The organism is Rhizobium sp. CCGE531 (assembly GCF_003627795.1).
GTDB lineage: Bacteria > Pseudomonadota > Alphaproteobacteria > Rhizobiales > Rhizobiaceae > Rhizobium.
The window spans coordinates 924692-951241 of the sequence record NZ_CP032684.1; the positions used below are offsets into that span (position 1 = coordinate 924692).

Sequence of the window (26550 nt, forward strand, 5' to 3'; positions counted from 1 at the left end):
GTTTTCGCTTTTCTAAAGAAGGGCATAAAGGCTCTGTGCCAGCAAAGAAAGCGGCGGCCGGTGAGGGCCGCCGCTTCTGTATTTCGCCTGACCATCATATTACTTGTTGGTCGACGAAGTCGTGGTGTTGTCCGTCGCCGGCATTGTCGGCGTACCCGCCGAGCTTGCCGCCTTGTCGGAAGCCTGCATTGCCAGCGTCTTGAATTCCGGCGCGGCCTTCAATGAGCCGGCCGTTTCGGTCGTCGTGAGCTTGATGGTGCCGTCCTGCGGGTTCTGCGCGGCATTGATCTTGCCGAACGGTACGGCGACGCTTTTCTGGCCTATGCCAAGGAAGCCGCCGACGCCGACGACAGCGGCGACAACACCGCCCTGCTTCTGCAGGATCAGGTCGTTGATGCTGCCGATGCTTTCATTCTGACCATTATAGACAGACTGGCCCATATAGGTCTTGGCGCTGATCTGGTCAGCCGACTGCGTAGTCATGTAGCCGCCAGCCTGTTCAGTGCCTGTCGTCGAGGCAGGCGCCTGGGCCTTGGTTTGCGGCATCGCGTTATCCGGCTTAGTGGCATCCGGCGTCGCCGGTGCGGATTGCGTCAGCGGCGCTTTGTTGCCGGTATTGCCAGCGCCCCCATTCGACGGTTGCTGCGCCTGAGCGAACGCCATCGGCGAAAGCACCGAGGCCGTGGCGAAGATTGCGCCTGCAGCGACAGAAGTGAAGAGTTTCCCGGTCATCGTGAACCTACCTTTCATTCTGATGGGCATGCTTAAACGAGCGCGCATGCTTACCAGCGCGAGTGGAACCTCTATTTGCCGGCCTCTATCGTGCCGGTCATAAGAACAAATGGTTCACTGAGGTTTTGGTTCCGTCAAAAGTTGCAGGAGCCAATGGATATAAATTGAAAATTGGAATAATATAACATTAAAACAATAGGTTGTTGTTTTGAAAAACAACCTGGGGGACTGTCTGGATCAGAGAATGATCAATGCGGATTTCAGTTTTTTCCGCAAGCTGGCGGAGCCTGATACCGCATTGATCACCGAAGCAATGCCATCTTCAGCGCCGAATGGCTGAAAACGGATTTCTATCAGAGCTTGTATTGGGGGTCAAAGACGCCCTTCACGGTCAGGCCGAGTTCCAGGAGCGCGCCGGCCTGGGGCTGCATGGAACGGGCTTCGTCGTCCAATCCTTCCCAGGCGGTTGTCACCGCCAGCCGGTCCGCATTCTTGCCGATGAAGGCCGGGCAGGAGGGCTGCATAGCGGGCACGCGATGGCGCTCGATGCGCAGGCCATCCGGGCTGTAGCGGTCGACGAAGCCGGAGCCCCAACGCGCATTCCAGATATAGCCGTCGGCATCGCAGACCGAGCCGTCGAGCCCGCCCGGATCCTCCATGCTGTCGACCATGACGATCGGCTCGCCCGCCGGAAGCCCCGTTTCGGGGTCGACGAGCACGCGCATGAGCTGGCTGACGCGCGTATCGGTGAAATAGCCGATCGTGCCGTCGGGCGAAAAGCAGATGGAGTTCGGAATGCTGATCTGATCGAAGATCTTGGTGACCTTGCCGCCGGCAACATGATAGATGGCGCCCGCCTGCATCTCGGCGCGCTTGCCCATGGTGCCGATCCAGAGTGATCCGGAAATATGCGTGCGCCCATCATTGGAGCGGTTCTCCGGCTTGTCCGCCTCGATCGCCGCATAAAAACTCAGCTCGCCGGTTGCGATGTCGCGGAGGAAGAGACCCTGCTCCGTGGCGATCATCTGCCGTTCCGCATCGACGCGGGCGAGCACGCTTGCCATCATCGGCAGCTCGTGAACCTGCTTCTTGCCGGTCGGCAGGTGCAACTCGTGCAGTTCCTTGCCGAGAATATTGAACCACCAGACGGTGTCCGTGTCGGGGTCGTAGGTCGGGCCTTCACCCAGGACGGATGAGGTATTGCAGAGAATATTGCCCTGAAAATCATGAATATCGGTCATAGATCAGGCTCCTAGGGCTGCATCATAGGCGTAAATGGTGGCCTTGCCGCGTTCGGCAACCTCCGCTGCGGTCATCCCCGGCTTGTAAAGGCTGGTGCCGAGGCCGAAAGCCAGAATGCCGGCCTTGGTGTAATCGGCGAAATTCTTGTCCGAAACGCCACCGACCGCGGCGATGACAAGCTCCGGCGGCAGGACTGCGCGGATGGCGGTAATGCCGGAGGCGCCCAGCACGCCGGCGGGGAAGAATTTAAGGCCGGTGGCGCCGGCGCGGGCGGCGGAAAGCGCTTCCGTTGCGGTGAATACGCCCGGCATCGTCACCATGCCCTTGTCGCGGGCGCGGCTGATGACCGCGGGCTCGACATTCGGTGTGACGAGCAGCTTGCCGCCGGCGCCGTCCAATCGGTCGACATCCTCGACCGTCAGCACGGTGCCTGCGCCGATCAGGCAATCGGCGGGCGCCATCTTGGCGGCGATTTCGATGGAGCGGAAAGGTTCTGGCGAATTCAAGGGAATTTCGATCGCGCTAAAGCCGGTCTCGATCAGCGCGCCGACGATATCGGCCGTTTCCTCCGGCTTGATGCCGCGAAGAATGGCAATGAGCGGGCGCTTCATGGGCGGGAAGGGGATGCGGGTCGTCATCAGCTTTTGCTTTCTTTTTTGAACCAGATCGCTTCGGCCGCGGCGGAAAGCCCGCGACGGACGGCGGCGTCGGCGTCGATGGTTTTGTAGGTAAGAGATAGGGCGCGGAACGCATCCTCATAGAGAGCCTGCAGGCGGCCGGAAGCGACAAGTGTAATGGTCGCGTTCTGCCCGGCGGAGGCCAGCGCGCCGGCAATCTCCGTCCCGATCAGGGTTCCTGATATCAGCGCCTGCGCACCGGCAGCCGTCAGTCCGTGCAAAAGTTGGCCGGAGCGCGCGGTGAACAACAGGTTGGTCGACAGGGCGGGTTTGTCGAACGCTGCCCTGAGGGCCATCTCGAATGCCTTCGCATCGGCAGGCATGTCTGCCGCGCCGGCAACGGCATGCGACAGGATGCTGTGCTTGGTGATGATGTCGAAGAGCTCGCCGGTCATGAAGGTGGAGAAGCCGGTTACGTAGCCGTCAAGCACGCGCACCCATTTCGAATGCGTTCCCGGCATGCAGACGAGCTGTTCGCCCTTGGCATCGGCGGCGATCGTGCCGAGCAGCTGCGTTTCCTCGCCGCGCATGACATCCGGCATCTCCTTGCTGCGTTGCGCAAGGCCGGGCAGGATGCGGATGTCGCGGGATTGTCCGGGCACGGAGACGGCGCCGGTGAGGATCGCTGCAAGCGATGCCGGCGTGCCGATATATCCGGCCTCCACCCAGCCCTGCCGCGCTCCGGCCATGCCACAGACGATGACGGGGATATCGCCGGGCGCCGAGACGGCTTCTAGATGGGCCTGCAGGACCTTGGCAAAGCCGGTCTGGGCCGCCGCCGTCATGCCTTCGCCGCTCCGGCGCTCCGCCAGAATGCTGGCGTCCTCGCCGATCAGCCACAGACGGAAACTGCTGGTGCCCCAGTCCACCGCGACATATGCGGGCTTAGTCATGAGAAATGCTCCAAAGTCTTTCGTTAGAAGATGCCGCCATCGACGGTGATGGCTTGTCCGGTCATGGCGCCCGAGCAGTCCGACGCCAGGAAAAGCACCGGTCCGACCATATCGTCGGCGCTCAGCACGCGCTTGAGACACTGCCGATCCATTGTCTTGGCCATGCCGTCTTCGGTCAGCCAGAGGTCGAGCTGCCGCTTGGTCACGATCATGCCAGGCAGAACGGTGTTGACGCGAATATTTTCAGGGCCGAGACGCCCGGCAAAGCTCTTGGTCAGGCCGATGATACCGGATTTCGCCGCCGCATAGGAGGACAGCAGCGGCGGGTTGGTCTTGAAGACGATCGAGGAAAAATTGATGATTGCGCCTCCGCCGGCGGCCCGCATGCCGGGGACCGCCGCCTGTGAGACGAAGAAGACCTGTTTGAGGTTGATCGCCTGGTTGTTGTCCCAATATTCCTCGGTCGTTGTGTCGATGTCGTGCCGGTCGTCCCAGGCTGCGTTGTTGACGAGCACCCGGATCGCGCCGAGATCGGATTCGACTGCCGCGACCGTGCTCTTGATAGCGCCGACGTCGCGCAGGTCGGCGTGATAGAAGGTGACGGGATGGGCGGATCCTGCCGAAATCCTGGCGGCCAGCGCCTTGCTCGGCTCCTCGGCAACGTCGATGAAGGCAACCTTCGCACCTTGCCTGGCGAAACCTTCCACAAGTGCTGCGCCGATGCCGGAGCCGCCGCCGGTGACGAGCACGGTTCGATCTTTCAGGTCGGGAAATTGCGCTTGCGTCTCAGTCAAGATCTCTCCTCCGGGATAGGTAGCGAAGTTCCATTATTCGGAACATTATTTGACTATATGGAATTATCGGATTACCCTTCCATCGTGTCAAGGATAACGCTGCGGTGCCAGCGATAAATGAAAGGGCATGGATCTGAATTCGCAAGACGTGAAGGCGAATGGCCGCCGCGACCGGGAGACCGGAACGCTTGGCAAGCTCGTCGCGCTGCTCGATCTCGTGGCACTTGCCGATGGCCCCATGCGCTTTACGGATATTCTTTCGCTGTCCGATCAGCCGCGCGGCACGCTGCATCGCCAATTGTCGCATCTCGTCGAGGAAGGCCTTCTGGAGGTCGATCGCGACGGTCGCTATCTTATTGGTCTTAGGCTTTTGACGCTCGCCTCGCGCAGCTGGGCGCGCAATGAATTCCGCGCCGTGGCCGAGCCGCATTTGCAACGCCTGCAGGACGTGACCCGCGAAACCGTGCATCTCGGCGTTCTGCATGACGCGGAGGTCATCTATCTCGACAAGGTTGAAGGACGACAGTCCGTGCGCATGTATTCGCAGATCGGCAATGCCTCGCCGGCCTATTGCACCGGCGTCGGCAAGGCGGCACTATCCGCACTCGACGATGCCGAGCTTGCGATCCGCATCGCCGATCTCGAATTCCGCCCCTATACAGAGCAGACGCTTCGCAACGCCGCGGAGCTGCTCTCGGATATTTCGGAGATCAGGCGGCGCGGCTATGCGTTCGATCTCGAGGAACACGAGAACGGCATATGCTGTGTTGCGGCCCCGATCCGTTCGGATGACGGTCATATGCTGGCCGGCATCTCGGTCACCGGGCCGGCCTATCGTGTCACGTCGCAGAGCTTGCAGGCATGGGCGCCGCTGGTGGTGGCTACGGCTGATTCGATCATGATGGATATGCGCAATCGCATGGGGCCGAAACGCTAGTTCCGCAAATTCTCGTCGCGGCCGCCCAGGCCTTGTCAATTTTAATGCTGCCAATGCCGGACCTTAGCCAAATTGCCCGTTTAACTTGAATTTTATTGTTGAGATATGCGTAAGAGCTGCCATTATCCGCAAATGATTGCTGGAATCATCGAGGATTTGGCGAGGTTATGACCGGACGACGTAGTAACGATCGTTGAAGCTGCCATGAATTTCGAAAACTTATATTTCGGCAGGTGCCTGATATCGGCGCTGGTACGTTAATCGCGTGGGACAAGATACGGAAATTTCGTATTTTTTTCCTCTTTTACTAAAGAAGACTGATGATGGCGGCACTGGTACAGGCGGGAACGCCCCCTCGCGGCGAGGACTATATCGAGGAAATCGGCAGGCTGAAGACTCAGTTTGATGTGTTCCGTTTCATGAAGGGGCTGACCGAGGCCTATCGTTGCCGCGCTTTCATGGTGCTCAATCTGCCGCCGATTACCTCTTTCGAACTGCAGAGCAATTCGGTGATCAACAACTGGCCGGCCGAGCTGCTGTCGATTTATGATCAGGAGGGCCTGCTGCCGACCAGCCCCCCATTGCTGCGCTTGCGCAGTTCCACGCTTCCCTTCATCTATGAGGTGGTGGCGAGCCCCAATCGCGAGGCAGGCAAATCGCATCTTGTCGTCGCCCTGTTCGAACGCTTTCGCATGATGCGATTCCTCTATCTGCCGACCCATGATGCCTCCGGCCTCCGCGGTGCGGTCTCTCTGGCCGGGGATCGCGATCTCTTTTCGTCCGATGAGATCAAGGATCTCTCCTACATCGCAATTCACGTCTTCGATCGGCTCGCCGAAATCCGCAATCTCGACGTTCGCGTCGTCGATGCCCTTACCGATCGCGAGATCGATTGCCTGAATTGGACTGCGGCGGGAAAGACCAGCGCGGAAATAGCCGAAATCCTTACGCTGTCGGAGCATACGGTCAACCATTACCTCAACCGCGCTACCAAGAAGCTCGACACCGTCAACCGCACGCAGGCTGTTGCCAAGGCGCTGCGCGTTGGGTTGATCAAGTGATCCTTGCGGGGCTCGCTGATGTGCCGCCGTCAGTTTTAATTGCCGGCGGGACGCGGCGTATTGACCGCAATTCGGGCAGCTCCTGAATGAATTTTGTGCGCTGCGAATAAAATATGATGAAGAGCATCGGCGACGCCCGTCGCATCATGCCGGGAATTCCTCATCAAGTATTTGAAATGCGGTGATTTCTTCAATTTTGTGAAAACTGGCATGCTTCCTGCTTGGTATATGGCAGAGGTCCAGAGGGGACTTTGATAACAGCGCCGATGAAACGAGCGCGGATCAAACGACCGTCGCCGATGCCGTCGCCATAGCTTCTCCAGGCGAAGGGTGTTGGCGGCGGTTGTTGCCTATTTGGCACGTTCACACTGATCGAAGCGGCCGATGAGGCGATTTTCCCAACCTTGCCCTATTCCTTCCGAGCGGTTGCCTATGTCGGCCGGCCGCAACGAAGGCGCTTTTTATCGACAGCGCCTTGGATTTCGTTTGGCGAAGTCCCGCCGCTCCACTATCTAAGCCGGAAAGCGTGCGGCCCGTGTGGCCGATCCTGCGCTCTGGATGAAGATCGTGCAGTGAGGGTGGAATGGCAGACATCACCAAGGAACAGGTGCTGGAAACGTTGAAGACGGTTCGCGGCCCGGACCTGGAGCACAATATCGTCGAACTCGGTATGGTGTCGGATGTCTTCATTTCCGACGGCAAGGTCTATTTTTCCATTACCGTTCCCGCCGAGCGCGCCAAGGATCTCGAGCCGATGCGCCTTGCCGCCGAGCGCGTCATCAAGGAGATGCCCGGCGTCAAGGGCGCCATGGTCGCTCTGACGGCCGACAAGAAGGCGGGCGCGCCCGCCGCCCGGCCGGCGCCCGCGCAAGCTGCCCCCCACGGCCATTCCCATCCGCATGGTCAGCAACAACAGCCCCGCGCCGCCAAGATCGGCGTGCCGGGGGTGAAGGCCATCATCGCGGTTGCCTCGGGCAAGGGCGGCGTCGGCAAATCGACGACGGCGGTCAATCTTGCCCTGGGCCTGCTTGCCAACGGTCTGCGCGTCGGCATTCTGGATGCCGATATCTATGGCCCTTCGATGCCGCGCCTCTTGAAGATTTCCGGACGTCCCACCCAGATCGACGGCCGCATCATCAATCCCATGGAGAATTACGGCCTCAAGGTCATGTCGATGGGGTTCCTCGTGGAGGAAGAAACCGCAATGATCTGGCGCGGGCCGATGGTGCAATCCGCGCTCCTGCAGATGCTGCGCGAAGTCGCCTGGGGCGAGCTCGACGTCCTGGTGGTGGACATGCCGCCCGGCACGGGCGACGTGCAGTTGACCATGGCGCAGCAGGTGCCGCTTGCCGGCGCCGTCATCGTTTCGACGCCACAGGACCTCGCCCTGATCGATGCGCGCAAGGGCCTGAACATGTTCCGCAAGGTCGAGGTTCCCGTCCTCGGCATCGTCGAGAACATGAGCTACTTCATCGCGCCGGATACCGGCGCCCGCTACGATATTTTCGGCCATGGCGGCGCGCGCAGGGAAGCCGAGCGCATCGGCGTGCCTTTCCTCGGCGAAGTGCCGCTGACCATGGGCATTCGGGAAACCTCGGATGCCGGCACGCCGCTCGTCGCTGCCGAGCCGAACGGGGTCATTGCGAACATTTATCGCGAGATCGCCGCCAAGGTCTGGAAACAAGTGGCGAGCACACCGCAGCGCGCTGCCCCGTCGATCGTATTCGAATGATTCACAGAGACATATCTGCTTTCTGTATAGCGACGGATTGTCTTGTCGGCATCCTGTGCTATGACTTCGCAGGATCATCGAAACTGCGGTGAAATCGCGCAATGAAGAGGTTGTGACTTGATTCTTTGCGAGCTTTGCTGCATATGCGCCGCCGGCGTGGAACTGGTCGAGCATTTCCGATGACCGCCCTCCGCCGCATGGTGGTTTTATTTCGTCCGAGCAGGCGGCTTCGCCAGGACGGACGAAGGATTGGTACAGCAGCGCAATGGAACATGGACACGGATTCCCGGCCGGACCGGCGGGATACGACCGGGGTTTTATGAGCTTTTTTCATTGGCCATTGGTGGGATCGCAGCGAGTGCGCGCAAAGTGCCTCGGCCGTAGTGCCGTCTCCGCTGTCGTGGGAGCAAGCAGTTGATAACTGCCTATTGCTCAGATTCCAAACCGCTTCAACTCCCCGATCTCTCGGCCGCCGACCGCTTGCCTGACAATGCCACTTGGATCGACATGGTCGATCCCACGCGTGAGGAAGAGGCCGATATCGAGCGCCTGCTTGGGCTCGAGGTCCCGACGCGCGAGGACATGAAGGACATAGAGCCCTCCAGCCGGCTCTATGTCGAGAACGGTTCGGTCTTTCTGACCGCCTCGCTGCTGTGGAAGGCCGATACCAATCTGCCGATGCTCACCGATGTCGCCTTCATTCTGACGGAACATCGGCTGGTCACCATCCGCTACGCACAGCCGAAATCCTTCGCATTGTTCATAGCTGCTCTGCAGCGCATTCCGCAGGAGCGGCGCACGGGTGTCGCGCTCCTTGCCAAACTTCTCGAAACCATCGTCGACCGTACCGCCGAGGTGCTTGAACAGACCGTCGCCGGTGTCGATATATTGTCGGTGCACGTATTCGGCGATCGCGTGAAGAAGGTCCGCCGCCCGGCAAACTACCTGGAAGAAAAGCTCAAGGACATCGCAGGCTATCACCGCACGCTCAGCAAGGTGCGTGACAGCTTGAGTTCGCTATCCCGGCTGCTGACCTTCCTTCATACCATCACCGCCATGCAGCAGGACCGTGAGGCCAAGGACCTGTGCCGCAATGTTGCGCGGGATGTGCAATCCCTGTCCGAACATGCATCCTTCGTCGCGGGAAACATCACCTTCCTGCTGGATGCATCGCTCGGGCTGATCAATATCGAGCAGAATGCCATCATCAAGATCTTTTCGATCGCTTCCGTGGTGTTCCTGCCGCCGACGCTTGTCGCGTCCGTCTATGGCATGAATTTCGAGCATATGCCCGAGCTGCATTTCGCCTACGGCTACCCGGCATCGTTGTTGTTGATGGTGGTTTCCGCCATCGTTCCGTTTTTCTTTTTTCGCTGGAAAGGCTGGCTCTGAGAGTCTAGTGATCCTGAATGTCTAACGAAACCAATCATTCTCCCGACGGGAAAATGAACGCTCGTAAGCTCGCATACCTCGCCCTCGGTTCGGTCGGCGTGGTCTATGGCGATATCGGTACGAGCCCGCTCTATGCCTTTCGCGAAGCACTGAAGCCGGTAGCCGCTGACGGTTTGACGCGCGGCGAAGTCATCAGCGTCGTCTCGCTGATGTTCTGGACGCTGACGATCATCGTCACGATCAAATATGTCCTTTTTCTGCTCCGCGCGGACAATGACGGCGAAGGCGGCACGCTGTCGCTGCTGGCGCTGCTGATGAAGACGGCAAACGGCCATACCGCCATCCTGATGCTGCTGGGCCTGCTGGGCGCAGCACTCTTCCTCGGCGATGCGATGATCACCCCGGCGCTTTCGGTTCTGTCGGCTGTCGAAGGCCTGAAGCTGGTCACGCCGACGCTGTCAGACTATATCGTCCCCATATCGGTTGCGATCCTGGCGCTGCTTTTTGTGATCCAGTCGCATGGCACCGGTGCGGTCGCCCGCTTCTTCGGTCCGATCACCGCCCTCTGGTTCATCGTCATGGCCCTTGCCGGCATCATGCACATTTCCGATGATTACAGCATCCTGGCGGCGTTCAATCCCTGGTATGCGGTGAGCTTCCTCATGCGGGAAGGCTTTCTCGGCGTCGTGGTGCTCGGCGCGGTGTTCCTCACGGTCACCGGTGCCGAGGCACTCTACGCCGACCTTGGCCATTTCGGCCGCCGTCCGATCCAGTGGGCTTGGTTCGTGCTGGTGTTTCCGTCACTGACGCTGAACTACTTCGGCCAGGGTGCCCTCGTGCTGCGCGAGCCCATGGCCATGTCCGATCCGTTCTTCCTGATGTTTCCGCATTGGGCGATCCTGCCGGTGGTCATCCTCGCCGCCATGGCGACGATCATTGCCAGCCAGGCTGTCATCACCGGCGCGTTCTCGCTCACACGCCAGGCCATCCATCTCGGCTTCCTGCCGCGCATGGAAATCCTGTTCACCTCTGAGACCAATACCGGCCAGATCTTCCTGCCGTCGGTCAACACCGTGCTGTTCTTCGGCGTCATCTTTCTGGTCCTGGCCTTCAAGACCTCGGATGCCCTGGCGACGGCCTATGGTATCTCGGTCACCGGCGCGATGGTCGTCACATCGATCATGGCCTTCGAATTCGTCCGCGTTCGCTGGAACTGGACGCTGCCGATGGCTGTTGCCGTGCTGACGCCGTTGCTGCTGCTGGAATTCGTCTTCCTCGGCGCCAATCTGATCAAGATTCATGATGGCGGCTACGTTCCGGTGCTGATCGCAACCGCTTTCACCGTCATCATGTGGACCTGGCGCCGTGGCACCGCGATCCTGATGGAAAAGACGCGGCATACGGATATCCCGCTGTCGTCCTTCGTCAGCTCGATCGAGCGCAAGAGCGACCACTCGCCCGCCCATGTGCCGGGCACGGCGATCTTCCTGACGAGCGATCCGGAATCCGCGCCGGCCGCGCTGCTGCATAATCTCAAGCACAATCATGTCCTGCACGACAAGAATGTGATCCTGACGATCCGCACCACCAACAAGCCGCGTGTCCTCCAGGAGGACCGCTATTCGGTCGAAAAGGTTTCCGACCGCTTTTCGCGCGTCGAGCTGCGCTTCGGCTTCATGGAATCGCAGAACGTCTCCCAGGCACTCGCAACCCTGCGCAAGACCGGCCTGAAGTTCGACATCATGTCGACCTCCTTCTATCTCGGTCGCCGCAAGCTCGTGCCGGACGCCAAGTCGGGCATGCCGCACTGGCAGGACCGGCTCTACATCGCGCTCGCCAATGCCGCGACCGACCCTTCAGACTACTTCCGCCTGCCGGCCAACCGCGTGGTGGAACTGGGCTCGCACGTCATCATCTAAGGCTGATTTTATCGCCATTCGTTCGAAGGCCCGGTGGACATTCACCGGGCCTTTTGACTTTTCTGTTGCGTAAGTGGGATGCGATGAAGTTCAATTTTAAGGAGAATCGCCACGGTACATTTTCGGGAGGATGCTTGCTGATGCTCAAAGAAGCCTTTTCGATCGCACGCCGCAATGTGGTTATCTACATAACCTATGTGTTGCTGCTGTTCGCTGCTCAAATTGCCGACGAATATCTTAAGGGATCCAGCTCAACCGTAGTCAGTACGTTTTTATTGTGTACGCTCTCAATGAATGTACAAGAATCTATTTTGTGGAATCTTGATTTCAAGGCAACAGTCAAACATGGTGATTTCAAGCTCCTGAGGTTCTTTTTCAAACCTGGTGGTTTCTCGCTCCTGAGCTTCTTTTTTAAGAGCGCGGCTCTTTTCCTGATTGCGCTTCTCATCATGCTGCCTTTTCTTTATTTCCTATTGAAAGGCCGCGACCTCTTTTCCTTTGCTCTCTGGTCCATATTTGCGGGCATGTTGATATTTTCCGCGATCTTCAGCATCGTCATGGCATTCTTCGGCACCTGGCTTCCCGCGGGACTGCACGGCGTTAACTCAAGTTTTGGCGATGCGTTCCAAAGAGGAAAAGTGCGATTCTTGGCGACGTATGGGCGCGTTCTGGCCGGAGTGACTATGCCTGTGCTCGCCGCGATGGCGGCCGTCATCGTGTCGGCTATTTTCACCGGTCCCGATTTGTTGATGGATGGTCGACCGAATATCCCGTTGGCCGTCGTAATGATCATTTCCCTGAGCTTTCAGGTGATGGGCTGGACTTATATCTCCGTCGTCCTGACGAGACGCTATATGGAAGCGGAGCACATCGATGCGCCGCCAGCCGTTAAAGAGCTCCTTGCCGTTGTCTGAGACGGCGTGCTCGCACATTTCATTCCTGCACGTGGCCTTGTCCGAATTAACCATCCATCAAGGTTAATGGGAGATTATTCCGGCTCCTGGTTTCGAGTGCCGTTTGGAGTCCGGTGTTGTCCCGCTCGCGTTATGTCAGCCGAAAATTGAGTTTCTTGCCGAAAAACTGGACTTCGCCGGCCGTCTTCGGGCTCTGTGCCTGGCTGATCTTCCCGTCTCCGGCCGCCTACGGCGATCTCGCGGGCCTGCTTGCGGGCATCGACAGGGAAGGGGCGAATTGGCGCATGGTGATGACAAGTTCGCCGGCCGGCTCCACCCATCAGGCGGAATTGGCCTTCGGCGATGCCAGGGCAGCCGCTGCAGTGGGCGACGGCGGCCTGGTGCTGCCGGATGGACGCCGGGTTGCTTTCCAGTCGGAGCAAAAAGGCAGCGATCCCCGACCGGATGAAGATCGGATCAACCGCCAGGACAAGAAAGGCCGCGTCGTTGCCGTTGCGCCGATGCAGCCGCCGAAGGATTTCTCCGCGGGCTCCGTATTGGAGCGGCAAAGCATGCTGTTTCGGCCGGAATCCGATACCGGTGAGCGCACCGCCTTCCTGAGGCCGAAGCTCGACGGCAAGGAAATCCAGATTGCCACCGCCTTCTACAAGAAGCAGCCGCCGAAGCCGGACGATAGCGTGCCGGCCTATCTGGCAAACCTCATCACCAATCGGAATGCCGATGTTCTGGCTGCAGCCTATGCATCGCCGGCGCCGGACTATGCCCGGGTCTCGCCTTTCGATTCCATCCTCGCCAAGGATCAGGACGGCGAGGGCCGTTTCGTGCCGCAGATCGGACCGAAGGATCATCTATGGGCAGCCAATGTCCTGCCGCCATCTGTATTTTCGTCCGATGAGCAGCAATGCCTTGCGACCGGCATCTATTTCGAGGCGCGCGGCGAGTCTGTAAAAGGGCAGGCGGCCGTTGCCCAGGTCATCCTCAACCGTGTCCGTAATCCCGCCTATCCCAAGACCATCTGCGGCGTCGTCTATCAGAACGAGGATTGGCGCAATGCCTGCCAGTTCTCCTTTGCCTGCGATAACGTCAAGGATCGGGTCAATTCGCCGGAACACTGGCGCATCGCCCGCCAGGTCGCGATGGCGGTGACGGCCGGCAAGATCTGGTTGCCGGAAGTCGGCTCCGCCACCCACTACCATGCCGTCTACGTCCGGCCGAAATGGGCGGCCGAGATGGTGAAGGTCGGCCGCATCGGCATGCATATCTTCTACCGCACCTATGGCGGCGGCTGGAGCTGAAGCGTTCGAAGTTTGTGGATTGGCGCCCGGGAGTGCCGTGGCGGCTGGCAAAAAAGCCACAGAAAAGCATGGGCTGAAGAGGATTCTTCGGCTCAGTTTTCGTCCGGTACGGCTCTTTCACTCTAAACTCATGATTTAATTGGGCTAATTTATGGCTGGACAGATGTCGTCTACGCCTTGACTATGCTTTTTCCTAAAACTATGTTGCGCGCGACTTCAAAACGGGCCGAAAGGTGGCGAAACCTGCTGTTCGTTTACGCGTTGACCGGGGTATAGGGATAACGCGCGACGAAAAGGAGGAGGATGTCACCATGACGGACGACCGCGACGAAAGTCTGGAACAGCGGCGGGCGCAGTTGGGAGCCGAATTGGCGAGCAAGCGCGCTGCCGCGAAAGAGGATGAATACGGGGAGGTTCGCGCCGAGGAAGGCCGTAAAGGCTATGCTCAGGCGATGAAGCTTTCCAGCGAATTCATTGCCGCCATCATCGTTGGCGCTGTTCTGGGCTATGTCTTCGACCGTTTTGTCGGTACGGCGCCGTGGGGCATGATTATCTTGCTGCTTCTCGGATTCTGTGCCGGCGTGCTGAATGTGCTGCGCTCCGCGGGCAAGGTGGCGACACCGGCGCTGGATGAGCAAGGCCGAGACAAGAAATGAGCGGAAGCGACGCTGCGGCGCCGTTTCCAGGTGAGAGGCATCCGCTCGCTCGAGCGGGAAAATGAAAGAGAACAAGCGGTGGCAAACGGACCTACCCATCAGTTCCTGATCTTCAAGATTATTCCGATCGATATCGGTGGAATTGATTTTTCGTTCACCAACGCTTCCTTGTTCATGGTCGCCTCCGCGGTGATCTCTGCCGGCTTCCTGTATTTTGCCAGCGCGCAGCGTAGCGTTATTCCGGGCCGCTCTCAGTCGGTTGCGGAAATGGCCTACGAGTTCATCGCCTCGATGCTGAAGGAAGGGGCGGGAACGAAGGGAATGAAGTTCTTCCCGCTGGTCTTCTCGCTCTTCATGTTCGTGCTGACGGCAAACCTGCTCGGCATGGTCCCTTATTTCTATACCGTCACCAGCCAGATCATCGTCACCTTCGCCTTAGCGTTGCTGGTCATCCTGACGGTCATTCTTTATGGCTTGATCAAGCACGGCTTCGGCTTCTTCAAGCTCTTCGTGCCGCAGGGTGTTCCGGGCATCCTTCTGCCGCTGGTGGTGGTGATCGAAATCATCTCCTTCCTGTCTCGGCCGATTTCGCTCTCCGTTCGTCTTTTCGCCAACATGCTGGCCGGTCATATCACGCTCAAGGTGTTCGCAGGCTTCGTCGCCTCGCTCGGAACCCTTGGCGCGCTCGGCATCGGTGGCGCAATTCTTCCCCTCATCATGACCGTCGCCCTCACCGGTCTCGAGTTCCTTGTCGCCTTCCTCCAGGCTTACGTCTTCGCGGTGCTGACTTGCATGTACCTCAACGACGCGATCCATCCGGGTGGCCACTAAGGATAAAGACATTGGCGTCTAAGGGCGTCAGTCATTCACCGCACAACCATTTCAAAGGAGTTCAACATGGACGCGGAAGCAGCAAAGTTCATCGGCGCAGGTTTGGCTTGCTTTGGTATGGCCGGCACGGCTCTCGGCCTCGGCAATATCTTCGGCAGCTACCTGTCCGGCGCACTACGCAATCCGTCTGCTGCTGACAGCCAGTTCGGCCGTCTGGTATTCGGCTTCGCCGTTACGGAAGCTCTGGGCATCTTCTCGCTGCTCATCGCTCTCCTCCTGCTCTTCGCCGTCTGATATCAGCGGCGTCATAGATCACGGTTCGCGGGCAGCGAGCCGTGATTCTTTGCATTTGCAGACCACCTGGAGGTGAGCATGTTTGTGACCCCGGCATATGCTGAAGAAGCACCGCCGGCCGCCGGCGAGGTGCATACGGAAACGGGTGCGCCGAATGAAGGCCACCACACCGGCGTTTTTCCGCCGTTTGACCATACGACGTATCCGTCACAGCTGCTTTGGCTGGTGATCACCTTCGTCATCTTCTACGTGGCCATGCAGAAGATTGTCATTCCGCGCGTTGGCAGAATCCTGGAAAGCCGGCACGACCGGATCGCTCAGGATATCGAGGAAGCTTCTCGCCTGAAGGCCGAAGCCGACGCCGCCGTCGCGACCTATGAAAGCGAATTGGCTGCCGCGCGCGCCAAGGCGAATTCGATCGGCGCCGGTGCCCGCGATGCTGCCAAGGCCAAGGCCGAGGAAGATCGCAAGACGATCGAGGCAAGCCTTTCCGAAAAGCTCAAGGCTGCGGAAGCCCGCATCGCCGAGATCAAGACGAAGGCTTTTGGTGATGTCGGTGCGATTGCGGAAGAAACTGCTTCTGCTGTCGTTGAACAGCTGGTCGGCAATGTCGCCGGCAAGGCTGATGTCGCTTCGGCTGTCGCCGCAGCGTCTGCGAAGCGGGAGGGCTAAGTTATGACTTTTGGTCTTGACGAAACTTTCTTTGCATTTGTTGCGCTCATCATCTTCATCGGTCTCGTCGTCTACCTGAAAGTTCCGGGTATGATGGCGAAGTCGCTGGACGACCGCGCCGATCAGATCCGCAACGAACTGGCGGAAGCCAAGCGTCTGCGCGAAGAGGCTCAGCACCTGCTGGCCGAATATCAGCGCAAGCGTAAGGAAGCCGAGGCTGATGCAGCGAATATCGTCGCCGCAGCCGAGCGCGAAGCCGAAATGCTGACGACTGAAGCCCGGAAGAAGACGGAGGAATTCGTCGCCAACCGCACGGCTCTCTCCGAGCAGAAGATCAAGCAGGCCGAAGCCGACGCGATGAAGGCGGTTCGTTCCGCCGCCGTCGATTTGGCGATTGCCGCTGCTGAATCGGTGCTTGCGAAAAAGGCCGATGGCAGCATCCAGTCCGGCCTCTTCAACGATGCCGTCAAGGAAGTGAAGACGCGGCTGAACTGAGCGCGCGGAACATCGAGATTTGAAAAAGCCCTGCTTAGGCAGGGTTTTTTTGTTGGTGGGAGGGGCTGGGGCCATCCTCGAACCAAGAGAGCGGGTGGTGAGGCACCTCATTCAAATCTCCGATTTGATAGCGCATCCTGCCTTCGCAGGTTGATCATCGCCGCAACGAACGGCTAGATCAGGAGACTGGGGGAGGACAGATGCAGCCAGCGACAGACGACGGGCCATTTCGCCAAGGCGATATTATCGTGAGGCCGGTCCGCCCTTGGACACCGGGCGTGCACGCTCTGCTGGCTGCCTTGCCGCTGCATGGCTTTGATGCCGCCCCGAAGCCGGGCGGATTTGATGACGTCTGGGAAAGAGTGAGCTATCTGCCTGGTGTCACGGGCGATCTTGATAGCAATATCGAGATGCGCTCGGAGAAGGCCGTGCAATCGGCCGCCCGATTGCTGGGCCGGTATCATCATAGTTCCGCGCTGGTCTTGCACGATCTTGCCGCAACGTGCTCCTGGCAGCTACCACCCCGGCTGCCGGCCGAGGTCATCTGTCACGGCGATTTCGCACCCTACAATGTCGTCATGAACGACGGCGAGGTGACCGGGATCATCGATTTCGAGGCAGCCCATCCCGGTCCACGGCTTTGGGACCTAGCCTATGCGGTCTATCGCTGGGCGCCATTGTCCTCGAGTATGGCGATGGAAGAAGGGTTGGATCGTCTTGCGAGCCAGATCCAGCGTGCGCGAATCTTCGTCGATGCCTACGGATTGCCGGTTGAGGAGCGCAGTTCACTTCCGGCCGCCATCGTCGAGCGGCTCGAAGCGCTATTGGCCTTCATGGAACGGGAAGCTGCGCGCGGCATCGCGCGTTACCGCCGGAATCTGCAGGATGGGCATGACCGGATCTACAGGGAAGATATTGCCTATATTGCGAAATGGTCGCCGGAGATCGTCGCGGGGCTGACGAATTGAGACCTTGAGCAATTCCAGGAAAAGTGCACAGCGGTTTTCCATCAGGAATTGTGCGAAAACAAAGTGATAGAGCGGTTCAGAGATTCCGTGAAAAACTGAACCGCTTTAGACGGCTTCCCTCTTGAGCGGGCGGAAGCTCATGCGATGCAGCGAGCAGGGACCATGTTGCTCGATGCCGGCGCGATGCTGCGGAGTGCCGTAGCCGGCATGGGCTGCAAAACCATAGGCGGGGAAAACGACGCCTGCGCGTGTCATCATCCGGTCGCGCGTCACCTTGGCGACGATCGAGGCGGCTGCGATCGAGAAGGAGCGTGCATCGCCCTTGATCACTGCTTTTCCGGGGCAGGCGAGCCCTGCTGGCACATCGAGCCCGTCGGTCAGCACATAGCTTGCCGGAACCGCCAGCCCGCAAATGGCGCGGCGCATCGCATCCAGGCTTGCCTTGCGGATATCGGTCGTATCGATACGGGTTGCGCTCGATGAGGCGATGGAGATCGTCGCCGTCGCCAGGATTTCGACGAACAGTTCCTCGCGTCTGGCGGCTGTCAACTGTTTGGAATCGTTCAGCCCATTCGGAATGCGCTCGGGATCGAGAATGACGGCAGCCGCCACGACCGGTCCTGCGAGCGGGCCTCTGCCAGCCTCGTCCGCCCCCGCGACCGGCCAATGTCCGGCGCGTCGCGCGATCAGTTCCAGCTCGAAGGTCGGGACGAGCGGGATGTCCTCGAATAGCATTGGAGAATCGGGTGGTGTGCTGCGTGGCATGCGGCGAAGCTCGCACACCACCCGATCTCCTGCAAGCCCCCGGTGGATCAGGGCGGCGAACCGGAGGGCTTTTCCAGCGGGTACAGGGAAAACCCGCAAGGAATGTCAGAGCAACGACAGCTGGACGCCGCTGCCGTCAGGCGGCACGAACAGGTCATCGCGCAATGCGATATTGCGACGTGTGAGTTCGAGCCGACGCGTCGCCATTTCGAAGCGGCGGCTGATCTGCCAGGCATAGGGGCCGGCGCCCTTCATGCGCTTGCCGAATTCGGCATCGTAATCCTTGCCGCCGCGCATCGAGCGGATCAGCGACATCACATGGCGATAGCGGTCCGGGTAGTGCTGCAGCAGCCAGTCGCGAAACAGAGGGCTCACCTCCAGCGGCAGCCGCAGGATGACATAGCTTGCCTCCAGCGCGCCGGCGGCCTTGCCGGCATCGAGAATACGTTCGATCTCGTGGTCGTTGAGCGCCGGGATGATCGGCGCCACCATGACAGAGGTGCGAATACCGGCCTCGCTGAGCGCCTGGATCGCCTCCAGCCGTCGTGGCGGGGTTGCTGCCCGTGGTTCCATGGTGCGGGCCAGCTTCCGGTCGAGCGTCGTCACCGATAATCCCACCCGCACCAGGTTCTTGGCGGCCATTTCCTGGAGAATGTCGATATCGCGCATGATCAGCGCCGATTTGGTGACGATGGCAACCGGGTGGTTGGCCCGGTTCAGCACCTCGAGGATCTGGCGCATGATCCGCCATTCCTTCTCGATCGGCTGATAAGGGTCCGTATTGGTGCCGATAGCGATGACGCGCGGCTTGTAACCGGGCTTCGCCAGCTCGCGCTCCAGCAGCTTGGCCGCATCCGGCTTGGCAAACAGCTTCGATTCGAAATCCAGCCCCGCGGACAGGCCCATATAGGCATGCGTCGGCCGCGCGAAGCAATAGATGCAGCCGTGCTCGCAGCCGCGATAAGGATTGATCGAACGATCGAAGGGAATATCGGGCGATTCGTTGCGCGTGATCGCGGTGCGCGGCTTTTCCACCTGCACCTCGGTTTTGAAGGGCGGGAGCTCTTCCCATGTATGCCAGCCGTCGTCGACAGTCTCACGTTGCTGCGGCTCGAACCGGCCGCTCGGATTCAATCCGGCGCCGCGTCCGCGTCGGCGCTCCGCGTCGACCCTGAGACCTGCGTCGGTGATCAAAGCATTGGCAACATCTGCCGTATTGGCTGGCGCGAATGCGGCCTGCCCTGCAAGGGATTGCTCGTTCATCGGTAGCTCCAGGGCGGTTCATGCCATCGCATGCCGCGTCTAAGATGATTAAATTCCTATCCGACAAATGAGAACATTGCAAGAACAAAAAATCAAGATCGCCGTCTTCCGTCTCCCGCATTCGAGGCGTTTGGTGACGGCGCGGCGCGGTTTCGGGGTGGTGCATCAGGCTTTTCTTAAACGTTCCGGCCCAAGGGTTAGACGCTGGCAAAAAAATATGCGCCGCTCTATAAATGGGCAATGTTGACGGTCATCATCGAATGCCAGGATCACGAACCCGAGCTGGCGCAGACATTGGCGGCATTGGTGGCAGGCGCGATCGAGGGGCTGGTCTGCGATGTCGTCGTGCTCGACCACGGCTCCAGCGACGGAACATCCCGGGTGGCGGATGCCGCTGGATGCCGCTACTATTCGCAATGGGATATCAAGGACATATTGCGCTCGGCGCGCGGCGACTGGCTGCTATTGGTCGAGCCGGGTGCGCGGCCGCAGGCGGGCTGGATCGATGAGATCGCGGAATATGTCTCCCTGAATAAGGCACCGGCCCGCTTCACCGCATCGCGCGGTTATCGCCGGCCTTTCCTGCAGCGCATTCGCAAGGCCAAGCCGCCTTTGGAGCTGGGATTGCTGCTATCAAAGGCTCAGGCCATCGCCGTCGCCAGAACCGGTATGCGGCTGGCCGAATTTGCCAAGGGCCGGAAGGGCCGGAACCTTTCAAGCGAGCTCATCCCCTCGTGGGTGGCGCGGGCGGCTCGATAGCGCTGGGTGCTCCATTCCAGATTTCATTTGAAAAGTTGCAAATACCTGCGATAATTTTCCCGTGGCGGCACCTTACGCGTGTCGCGTCGGGCGGTCGACCATAAGATGCCGATATGCGGCGGAACAGGTCAGCGGCACACTCCTTGTCCGCCGGGATACCGGCGAAAGGAGGTGCGTCATGAAACGCACGATGCTTTACCGCCTCATGGCAATGGCTCTCATGCCAATTGCAATTCTTTATCCCGGCGTTGCAGATTCCCAGGCGAAGCTGGTTTGCGCCCAGCGCGTCGATATCGTCGCCTTTCTTGGCGATCATCTTTCCGAAAAGCTTTCGGCGGTCGGCAAGCTCGATCCCAATACGATCGTGGAAATCTATGCCGCCGAGAGCGGTAGCTGGACGCTATTGATCAGCGACGCCTCGGGCCGTAGCTGCATCATCCTCAGTGGCGATAATTGGGAATCAATTCCTGCCTTGCCGGAGCCGAAGGCATAGCAGGCTGATAATGTCCTGCCATGCGCAGGATCTACTGACAGCGCCGCGCGTCTTTCAAGACGCGCCAAGGACGCTGCAACATTTGAAATGCTGCATAATTTTTCCCTTAAAGCGATTCCGATTCAAGGAATTATGCGATGGAGCCGGCGCCGCGCCTCAGATGCTCGTCGAGGCGTGGCATGATTTCCACGAAATTGCAGGGCATATGGCGGTAATCGAGCTGCGCCTTGAGGATACCGTCCCAGGCATCCTTGCAGGCGCCCGGCGATCCCGGCAGTACGAAGATGAAGGTGGCGTTGGCGACGCCGCCGGTTGCTCGCGACTGGATCGTCGCCGTGCCGATCTTGTCATAGGAGATGCGATGGAAGACCTCGGAGAAGCCGTCCATACGCTTCTCGAACAACGGCTCCAGCGCTTCGGGCGTGACATCGCGGCCGGTAAAGCCTGTGCCGCCGGTGGTAATCACCACGTCGACCGCATCGTCCTTCGTCCAGGCTTCCACTTGCGCGCGGATGCGCTCCTTGTCGTCGGGAACGATGGCGCGGGCCGCCAGCCTGTGGCCGGCTTCGGCAATACGCGCGACCAGCGTATCGCCGGACTTGTCGTCGGCGAGCGTGCGCGTATCGGAAACGGTCAGCACGGCGATGCCGACGGGAATGAAGGATCTTTTGTCGATTGAGCCCGCCATCATGCCTCTCCCGCGATTGTTTCCGTTACCTGGAAATACCAGTCCGGCCTCTGCCTGTGAAGGGAAACGGCAGCAGCCTCCGCTTGTTCGATGCTTTCGAAAATCCCGAAGCAAGTAGCTCCGGAGCCGGACATGCGAGTCACGATCGGATTTTGGCTTTCGATCAGACCGGAAAGCACCGAAATCTCACTGCAGATCGAGCGTGCCGGCGGTTCGAGATCGTTGCGCAGGTTCCGGATCATCTCGATCCACTCGCTGGAGCCGCGCGGCATCTGCGTTGGAAACAGCAGCGGCGGATTGTCCTTGCGGGAGAGATGGCGAAACACGTCCGGCGTCGAGACGCCGACGAGCGGATTGCCGAGAACCATGGGAAAGGTGGGAAACGCCGGCAGCAAGTCCATCGCCTCGCCGATCCCGCGCGCCACCAGCGGCTCGCTGGCAAGGCACATCGGCACATCGGCGCCAAGCTTCAAGGCGATTGCCTTGACCTTCTCGTCAGGCAACGTGAGCTGCCACAGCCGCATCAGCCCGCGCAATGTCGCGGCCGCATCCGCCGAGCCCCCGCCGATACCCGATGCGATCGGCAGGTTCTTTTCGAGATGGATATGAACGGCGGGTGCATCGAAGCCAGCCGCACGGGCAGCCTGCCGCAACAGATCCCGCGCCTTGAGCACGAGATTGTCGCCGGCCTCGGCGTCGGCGGAAAGAAGCGGGCCAAAGCGCCCGGAGAGGCTGAATTCATCTTGCTCGCTGGCACGAAAGCCGAGACGGTCTCCATGGCCGGCAAAACTGACAAGCATGTCGAGCAGATGATAGCCGTCGGCGCGGCGGCCAGTGACATGCAGCGCAAGATTGATCTTTGCGGGCGCTTCCTCTGTGAGGTCGAAATCGCCCGCTGCCAAGATCGTGTTCATGGAAGTCTTAGGACTTCTTGTCGATCGGCGCCGGAGCGTTCGTGTCGGGCGAGGGTGCTGGCGCGGGATCGGGTTGCTTGCTCTTGTCGACGGTCCTCGGATCATTGTCGAGCGTGGGCAAGCCCTTCTCGACCTTTTCCTTGATCCTCGGAATATCTGCTTCTTCCGGCTTCGAGGCCAGCGCACGATTCCACTGGTAGACGGCTTCGAGCTTGCGATTGACACGCCAATAAGCGTCGCCCAGGTGGTCGTTGATCGTCGGATCGCCGGCCTTGAGCTGTGCTGCCCGTTCCAGCTCGTTCACCGCGTCGTCGAAGCGATTGAGACGGAAATAGGCCCAGCCGAGCGAATCGACGATGTAGCCGTCATCCGGCTTCAGGTCGACGGCCTTCTTGATCATGTTCAGGCCCTGGTCGAGGTTCGTGTTCATGTCGACCCAGGAATAGCCGAGATAGTTCAGCACCTGCGGCTGATCCGGATTGAGCTCCAGGGCCTTCTTGAAGTTCGGCTCGGCATCCGGCCATTTCTTCAGCCGCTCATAGGCAATGCCGCGCTGGAAGAACACGGCCCAATCGCTGCGCTTCGGCGCCGGGCCGATGATCTGCACGGCCTTGTCGTAATTCTCGGCCATGGCCTGGAAGTCCTTGGCGTCGGAAAGAACGCTGCCATAGGCGAGATAGCTGCGGACATCGTTTGGATCGGAATCGATCAATGCTTTCAGATGTTTACGAGCATCGTCGACCTTGCCGGATTGGGCAAGCGCAAGGCCGAGCTGCAGCTCGGAAATGCGGGCCATCGGCGAATCGTCCGGCACCTTCTTGTAGAAGGCGATGGCGCGATCGGTCTGCTCCTGCTTTTCAGCCAGTCCGCCAAGCAGAACCAGCGTATCGGCGGCCTTCGGATCGAGCGAATTGGCAATCTGCAGGTAGAGCGAGACGACATCCTCGGCGCCGTCGCGGTTCAGCGCGGCACCGATGGTGAAGAGCACGGCGGCCGCGCCCTGGCTGGCATTGGTGACCTGCTGGTCCGGCGTATCGCCCTTGGTGATGCTGTCGCGCAGCGCATTCAGCGGTGCGTAGTTGCTGACGAGATTGTCGCCGACCGAGATCGTATCCAGCGCCTTCTGCTTGTCGCCGGCCTTGGCTTCCAGGCGGGCGAGCGCCATGACGGCGCGCATGAAGGTATCGGGAGCCGTCGCACCCCCCGTCTTGTCGAGGATTGCGTCGTTAAGGTGCGAACGGGCCGATTTCAGATCGCCCATCGTCAGGGCTATGGCGCCGGCATGATAGTTCTTGAAGATGTTGAACCAGTCCGGGCCCTTCATCTTGTCGATCATCGAGATCGCTTCCTTGCCGCGGCCGGATCCGGCGCGGGCCCAGGCGGAGACCAGGTTCGTCATCATCCGGTCGAGATCGTTCGGACCGTTATATTTGAGGATTTCCTGTGCCGTCCGGTATTCATGACGGCGGATGGCATCCATGCCGCGCACGATCGTGGTGACCCGCTCGACGGAAGGATCGCTCTTCAGCTCGTTGGCGTATTTGACGCCCTCTTCGAGATTGCCGTTGAGCAGCAGCGAAATCATCAGCCGCTGGCGGATTTCCGGATTGCTGGGGTCGATCATCAGCGCCTTTTTATAAAGCGCGATGGCGGTATCGTAGTCGTGGTCGACATCGGCCGTACGGGCAGCCAAGAAGGCGCCGGCGAACGTATCGACGCTATCCGGATCGAAAGCGACCGGGGTGCTGACCTCCGGCGCTACCGGCTTATCCTCTGCGCGCGCGCCAGTCAGGGCCGACACCGAAAGGATCGCCGCCAAGGCTACGCCCGAAAGGAAACGGATGGCAAGTCTCTGCCGCATTAGAAAGCCTTTCATCAAGGGAATGGCCGGCGAAATCGCCGGCGGCACAACGCATTCGTGTCAACTGATTCACAACAGGATGGCTTTTTTGAAGCGGCCCCGCAACAAATTCGGGTCGCCGCTATCAATTAACGCGTTCGATGCAGAAATCGATCACTTCGAGAAGTGCTGATTTCCATGGCGTTTCCGGCAATGGCGCCAGAGCGTCGCGGGCGATGGTGCCGTAGTGCACGGCGCGTGCGATTGTGTCGGCCAGCGCGCCGTATTTCGTGATCAGGCCGAGGGCCTTCTCAAGATTTTCGTCGCTGTTGTTGCCGGTTTCGATAGCGTCACGCCAGAAGGCGCGTTCCTTCTCGGTGCCACGGCGATAGGCGAGAATCACCGGCAGCGTGATCTTGCCCTCGCGGAAATCGTCGCCGACATTCTTGCCGAGATCGGCAGCCTTGCCGCCGTAGTCCAGCGCATCGTCGACGAGCTGGAAGGCAAGACCGAGATTGGTGCCGTAGGACTTCAGCGCATTACGCTCCGCCTTGCCGGCATTGGCGACGATCGGGCCGACTTCGGCCGCAGCGGCGAAAAGCGCTGCGGTCTTGGCGCGGATGACCGAGAGATAATCATCTTCCGTCGTTTCCATGTTCTTGGAGACGGAGAGCTGCAGGACTTCGCCTTCGGCGATCACGCAGGCAGCCGAGGACAGGACGTCGAGAGCATCGAGCGAGCCGACTTCCACCATCATGCGGAAGGCCTGGCCGAGCAGGAAGTCGCCGACCAGAACGCTTGCCTGATTACCCCAGATCATGCGGGCAGTCGACCTGCCGCGGCGCAGATCGCTTTCATCGACCACGTCGTCATGCAGCAGCGTGGCGGTGTGCAGAAATTCGACCGACGTCGCGAGCTTGATGTGATTGTCGCCCTGATAGCCGTAAAGTGCGGCGGAGGCGATCGTCAGCATCGGCCGCAGGCGCTTGCCGCCGGAGGAGATGAGATGCTCTGCAACCTCGGGGATCATCTGCACATCGGAGCCGGCCTTGGACAGGATGAGCTGATTGACGCGTTCCATGTCCGCCTTGGTCAGATCCACCAATGGTTTGATGGATGCCAGTTTATTCTTGCTTTCTTCCAGCGGTATCACGACGCCCAACGATCCGGACTCCTGTTCATTTTCTGCAAAGCACAATAAGAAGGGGCGAAAGAGGCGGCAAGAGGCGAATTGTCTCGTCGCGTAAATTTGACAGGAATTCTAGGGCTTATGCACGAGCTGATCCGCACCAACGACCCGGTCCTTCTCTCCTTCGCGGAGAGCCTGATGAAGGATGCCGGAATTCATTGCCTGGTGGCGGATCAGGCGATGAGCATCCTGGAGGGATCTCTCGGCATGCTGCCGCGCCGTTTTCTGGTAGAGGAACAGCGTGCCGATCAGGCGCGGCGCATCCTGATCGATGCGGGCCTCGGCGACGAGCTGCGCCCGGCGCGGACCTGAGGTCCGCCATGACCGGCAACCCCTCGGAAACCATTGATGCCTTTCATCGCGGCGCTTTCCATATCGTCCAGCCGAAGGGCAGGGGGCACCGCTCCGGCATGGATGCCATGCTGCTGGCGGCACTCGTCGCCGACGACCGCACGATCAGGGTGGCCGATCTCGGCGCGGGGGCGGGGGCGGCCGGAATGGCCGTCGCGTCTCGCCTCGACCAGGCGAAGGTCGTGCTGTTCGAGCGCTCGTCCGACATGGCCGAGTACGCCCGCAAAAGCCTGCTTCTGCCGGAAAATGCCCGCTTTGCCGATCGTATCTCGGTCATCGAAGCCGACGTTACGCTGACCGGCAAGGATCGTAACGAGGCGGGCCTGGTCGACGACAGCTTCCATCATGTCATCATGAACCCGCCCTTCAACGATGCCAGCGACAGGCTGACGCCCGATGCGCTGAAGGCCGAAGCGCATGCCATGACGGATGGGCTGTTCGAAAAATGGATACGCACGGCGGGCGCGATCATGATCCCCGGCGGCCAGCTCTCACTGATTGCCCGGCCGGAATCCATCGGCGAGATCATCGCCGCCTGCGGCCGCCGCTTCGGTGGCATCGAGATCACGCCGATCCATCCGCGCGAAGGCGAGAATGCGGTGCGCATCCTGGTGACGGGAATAAAGGGTTCGAGAGCGAGGCTGGCGCTGCGTGCGCCCCTGATCATGCACGGCGAGGGAACGCATAAATTCTCCGATTTCGTCGACGATCTGAACAATGGCCGCGCCGCCTATCGGCGCCGATAGCGCGCAGCTTCGGTGAATCTGTTCACGAAATGCGATCC

Annotated in this window: 28 protein-coding genes; 17 read left to right on the top strand and 11 right to left on the bottom strand. The window is 59.9% G+C overall.

The window, feature by feature from the left end:
- Positions 1–99 precede the first annotated feature (99 nt).
- The 5 genes from CCGE531_RS04545 to CCGE531_RS04565 form a co-directional block, all read right to left on the bottom strand.
- Positions 100–732, bottom strand: coding sequence for a PRC-barrel domain-containing protein (locus CCGE531_RS04545; RefSeq protein WP_120663113.1), 633 nt, complete (start codon positions 730–732; stop codon positions 100–102).
- A gap of 353 nt (positions 733–1085) precedes the next feature.
- The gene (locus CCGE531_RS04550; RefSeq protein WP_120663114.1) at positions 1086–1973 is read right to left on the bottom strand and encodes an SMP-30/gluconolactonase/LRE family protein; all 888 of its coding nucleotides are present in this window, start codon (positions 1971–1973) and stop codon (positions 1086–1088) included.
- A gap of 3 nt (positions 1974–1976) precedes the next feature.
- Positions 1977–2612 carry a 2-dehydro-3-deoxy-6-phosphogalactonate aldolase gene (locus CCGE531_RS04555; RefSeq protein ID WP_120663115.1) on the bottom strand — a complete coding sequence of 212 codons (636 nt, stop codon included), beginning with the start codon at positions 2610–2612 and terminating at the stop codon, positions 1977–1979.
- Entirely contained in the window at positions 2612–3544 is a 933-nt protein-coding gene (locus CCGE531_RS04560; RefSeq protein WP_120663116.1) for a 2-dehydro-3-deoxygalactonokinase, read from the bottom strand. Before CCGE531_RS04560 ends, CCGE531_RS04555 begins: the two co-directional genes overlap by 1 nt.
- 23 nt (positions 3545–3567) lie before the next feature.
- The gene (locus CCGE531_RS04565; protein WP_120663117.1) at positions 3568–4338 is read right to left on the bottom strand and encodes an SDR family oxidoreductase; all 771 of its coding nucleotides are present in this window, start codon (positions 4336–4338) and stop codon (positions 3568–3570) included.
- Between the two features lie 127 nt (positions 4339–4465).
- On the opposite strand from CCGE531_RS04565, the gene CCGE531_RS04570 reads away from it, so the two are divergent.
- The 13 genes from CCGE531_RS04570 (at position 4466) to CCGE531_RS04630 (ending at position 17504) form a co-directional block, all read left to right on the top strand.
- Positions 4466–5275, top strand: a complete 810-nt coding sequence (locus CCGE531_RS04570) for an IclR family transcriptional regulator (RefSeq protein WP_120663118.1) — start codon at positions 4466–4468, stop codon at positions 5273–5275.
- A 323-nt stretch (positions 5276–5598) separates the two neighbouring features.
- On the top strand, positions 5599–6336 hold the full coding sequence (locus tag CCGE531_RS04575) for a LuxR family transcriptional regulator (protein ID WP_120666490.1): 738 nt from the start codon (positions 5599–5601) through the stop codon (positions 6334–6336).
- Positions 6337–6919: 583 nt separating this feature from the next.
- Complete coding sequence (apbC, locus tag CCGE531_RS04580; protein WP_120663119.1) at positions 6920–8068, top strand: iron-sulfur cluster carrier protein ApbC; 1149 nt, start codon at positions 6920–6922, stop codon at positions 8066–8068.
- A 414-nt stretch (positions 8069–8482) separates the two neighbouring features.
- Positions 8483–9460: a magnesium transporter CorA family protein gene (locus tag CCGE531_RS04585; RefSeq protein ID WP_120663120.1), complete on the top strand. Its 978-nt coding sequence runs from the start codon at positions 8483–8485 to the stop codon at positions 9458–9460.
- Positions 9461–9477: 17 nt separating this feature from the next.
- A complete protein-coding gene (locus CCGE531_RS04590) occupies positions 9478–11379 on the top strand; it encodes a potassium transporter Kup (RefSeq protein ID WP_120663121.1) in 1902 nt (633 codons plus the stop codon).
- A gap of 140 nt (positions 11380–11519) precedes the next feature.
- The gene (locus tag CCGE531_RS04595) at positions 11520–12293 is read left to right on the top strand and encodes a hypothetical protein (RefSeq protein ID WP_120663122.1); all 774 of its coding nucleotides are present in this window, start codon (positions 11520–11522) and stop codon (positions 12291–12293) included.
- 116 nt (positions 12294–12409) lie between these two features.
- Positions 12410–13588 carry a cell wall hydrolase gene (locus tag CCGE531_RS04600; RefSeq protein ID WP_120663123.1) on the top strand — a complete coding sequence of 393 codons (1179 nt, stop codon included), beginning with the start codon at positions 12410–12412 and terminating at the stop codon, positions 13586–13588.
- A 311-nt stretch (positions 13589–13899) separates the two neighbouring features.
- Positions 13900–14244 carry an AtpZ/AtpI family protein gene (locus CCGE531_RS04605; RefSeq protein WP_120663124.1) on the top strand — a complete coding sequence of 115 codons (345 nt, stop codon included), beginning with the start codon at positions 13900–13902 and terminating at the stop codon, positions 14242–14244.
- Positions 14245–14322: 78 nt separating this feature from the next.
- The gene (locus tag CCGE531_RS04610) at positions 14323–15075 is read left to right on the top strand and encodes a F0F1 ATP synthase subunit A (protein WP_120663125.1); all 753 of its coding nucleotides are present in this window, start codon (positions 14323–14325) and stop codon (positions 15073–15075) included.
- 66 nt (positions 15076–15141) lie between these two features.
- On the top strand, positions 15142–15369 hold the full coding sequence (locus CCGE531_RS04615; RefSeq protein WP_004109844.1) for a F0F1 ATP synthase subunit C: 228 nt from the start codon (positions 15142–15144) through the stop codon (positions 15367–15369).
- Between the two features lie 78 nt (positions 15370–15447).
- Entirely contained in the window at positions 15448–16041 is a 594-nt protein-coding gene (locus tag CCGE531_RS04620) for a F0F1 ATP synthase subunit B (RefSeq protein ID WP_120663126.1), read from the top strand.
- 3 nt (positions 16042–16044) lie between these two features.
- A complete protein-coding gene (locus tag CCGE531_RS04625; RefSeq protein WP_120663127.1) occupies positions 16045–16536 on the top strand; it encodes a F0F1 ATP synthase subunit B in 492 nt (163 codons plus the stop codon).
- 200 nt (positions 16537–16736) lie between these two features.
- Positions 16737–17504, top strand: coding sequence for a phosphotransferase (locus CCGE531_RS04630; protein ID WP_120663128.1), 768 nt, complete (start codon positions 16737–16739; stop codon positions 17502–17504).
- A gap of 105 nt (positions 17505–17609) precedes the next feature.
- Here CCGE531_RS04630 and CCGE531_RS04635 read toward each other — a convergent pair whose 3' ends face one another.
- Both CCGE531_RS04635 and CCGE531_RS04640 read right to left on the bottom strand, forming a co-directional pair.
- Positions 17610–18269 (bottom strand): ribonuclease HII, encoded by a 660-nt coding sequence (locus tag CCGE531_RS04635; protein WP_120663129.1) that lies wholly within the window; start codon positions 18267–18269, stop codon positions 17610–17612.
- 105 nt (positions 18270–18374) lie between these two features.
- Positions 18375–19532, bottom strand: coding sequence for a PA0069 family radical SAM protein (locus CCGE531_RS04640; protein WP_120663130.1), 1158 nt, complete (start codon positions 19530–19532; stop codon positions 18375–18377).
- A 240-nt stretch (positions 19533–19772) separates the two neighbouring features.
- Between CCGE531_RS04640 and CCGE531_RS04645 the strand changes: the two genes are divergently transcribed.
- Together CCGE531_RS04645 and CCGE531_RS04650 are read left to right on the top strand one after the other, a co-directional pair.
- On the top strand, positions 19773–20291 hold the full coding sequence (locus tag CCGE531_RS04645) for a glycosyl transferase (protein ID WP_120663131.1): 519 nt from the start codon (positions 19773–19775) through the stop codon (positions 20289–20291).
- 178 nt (positions 20292–20469) lie between these two features.
- Positions 20470–20784 (top strand): hypothetical protein, encoded by a 315-nt coding sequence (locus CCGE531_RS04650; protein ID WP_120663132.1) that lies wholly within the window; start codon positions 20470–20472, stop codon positions 20782–20784.
- A 130-nt stretch (positions 20785–20914) separates the two neighbouring features.
- Here the strand turns inward: CCGE531_RS04650 and moaB are convergent, their stop codons facing one another.
- The 4 genes from moaB to CCGE531_RS04670 all read right to left on the bottom strand — a co-directional run bounded on the left by moaB (position 20915) and on the right by CCGE531_RS04670 (position 25388).
- Positions 20915–21472, bottom strand: a complete 558-nt coding sequence (gene moaB / locus CCGE531_RS04655; RefSeq protein WP_120663133.1) for a molybdenum cofactor biosynthesis protein B — start codon at positions 21470–21472, stop codon at positions 20915–20917.
- On the bottom strand, positions 21472–22386 hold the full coding sequence (locus tag CCGE531_RS04660) for a 4-(cytidine 5'-diphospho)-2-C-methyl-D-erythritol kinase (protein WP_120663134.1): 915 nt from the start codon (positions 22384–22386) through the stop codon (positions 21472–21474). The genes moaB and CCGE531_RS04660 overlap by 1 nt, the downstream gene beginning before the upstream one ends.
- 7 nt (positions 22387–22393) lie before the next feature.
- Positions 22394–24247: a tetratricopeptide repeat protein gene (locus CCGE531_RS04665; protein ID WP_120663135.1), complete on the bottom strand. Its 1854-nt coding sequence runs from the start codon at positions 24245–24247 to the stop codon at positions 22394–22396.
- A gap of 124 nt (positions 24248–24371) precedes the next feature.
- Complete coding sequence (locus CCGE531_RS04670; RefSeq protein WP_120663136.1) at positions 24372–25388, bottom strand: polyprenyl synthetase family protein; 1017 nt, start codon at positions 25386–25388, stop codon at positions 24372–24374.
- A gap of 108 nt (positions 25389–25496) precedes the next feature.
- On the opposite strand from CCGE531_RS04670, the gene CCGE531_RS04675 reads away from it, so the two are divergent.
- Positions 25497–25727: a DUF2007 domain-containing protein gene (locus tag CCGE531_RS04675; RefSeq protein WP_120663137.1), complete on the top strand. Its 231-nt coding sequence runs from the start codon at positions 25497–25499 to the stop codon at positions 25725–25727.
- An 8-nt stretch (positions 25728–25735) separates the two neighbouring features.
- Positions 25736–26512 (top strand): methyltransferase, encoded by a 777-nt coding sequence (locus CCGE531_RS04680; protein ID WP_120663138.1) that lies wholly within the window; start codon positions 25736–25738, stop codon positions 26510–26512.
- Positions 26513–26550 lie beyond the last annotated feature (38 nt).